Annotated in this window: 1 protein-coding gene; it reads right to left on the bottom strand. The window is 40.3% G+C overall.

What is annotated here, in order from left to right; genetic code table 11:
• Positions 1–288 precede the first annotated feature (288 nt).
• Positions 289–1,095: a transporter substrate-binding domain-containing protein gene (locus Q0238_RS00640; RefSeq protein WP_297941864.1), complete on the bottom strand. Its 807-nt coding sequence runs from the start codon at positions 1,093–1,095 to the stop codon at positions 289–291.
• Positions 1,096–1,296 lie beyond the last annotated feature (201 nt).

Here is a 1,296-nt window from a genome sequence, read left to right as displayed (position 1 = left end):
CGCAAAGCGGCGGATGGGCGTCGCGCACTCCGATGCGAATGACGCCGTTTTGTCTAATTTGATCTAGGCTATCTGCAAAAAGCGCCGCACAAAGTAAAAATATAGCGATAAATGCCCTCATTCCCTATCCTTTATCGTTAAATCTCAACGTTATTCTAGCGAAAATAAGGCAAAAAGAACTAAAATTTTATGAAAAATTGAATTTATTTTTTGAAAACCGAGTAATTGAATGAGATTTTAAAAGATTTTTTGAAATTTAGCGGGTTTTGTACAAAACCCGCTAAGTGTTTATAAAAGGCTGTAAATTCCATCTAGCAAGAAATATTTTTTATCCACCGCCTTTTTGTAAAACGGCTCGAAAGTTTCGTTGTATGCTCTTTCAAAAAAGCCCTCTTTGCTTAGCTTGATTAGCTCGGTATTCACTAGCTCTAACAGTTCTTTATTGCCCTTTGAAACGCCCACGCCGATAAATTCTGTAGGTCCCAGCGTCTTAAAAGGCACATCCATCGCTTTATCCATGATCTCGTAAGCAAGTACTATTATATTATCGTTTACGTAGGCGTCGGCTTGGCCGTTTTTTACCATCTCGTAGCACTCTTTTGTGGTGGCGCAGCGCATTAGATTGTCGAATTTTTCCTTTTTAAGATACAGCTCTGGGGCCGTTGCATTGCCCTCTACTAAAATTTTCATATCTCTAAGCTGCGAAATATCGCTGATCGTATCTGCTTTGCGGGTCAGCACGCCGAAATTTACGGAAAGATAGGGGATTGAGAAGTCGACATGCTTACTGCGCTCGGGCGTGATGATGAATGTTCCGATGATCAGATCGACTTTGTTATTTGCTAAATATGGTATGCGTTCACCCGCCGTGACGGGGATAAATTCTATCTTGCCGCGCCCTTCGCCAAATACGCTTTTACTAAGCGCTCTTGCTAACGAAATTTCAAACCCCTCGAATTCGCCGTTCTTGGATTGACTAAGCGGCGGGCGACCCTCTCTTACGCCGATTCTGATCGTGCCACTTTGTTTAATGCCCTCAAGGCTATTTGCAAAAAGCCCCGCACAAAACAAAAATAATGCAAAAAACAACTTCATTTTTTGCTCCTTTTCTTTGAAATTTATATAATGATATCAAAATAAAACTGTTGTTTGTGCTAATAGTTTTCAAATAGTAATTGCTTAAATGCGTGTTTATGTGCATTCTCTCGCAGTAATTGGAATTTAGATAGTAAATTTATAGCTTTTCGCCAACTTCTACGATTTTGCTTAGCACGTATTGTTCTAGCTCGCGTCTAG

This window comes from uncultured Campylobacter sp., from assembly GCF_938045775.1.
Taxonomy (GTDB): domain Bacteria; phylum Campylobacterota; class Campylobacteria; order Campylobacterales; family Campylobacteraceae; genus Campylobacter_B.
Note: the sequence above shows the minus strand (reverse complement) of the source record. Positions and strands in the feature narration are given on the sequence as shown.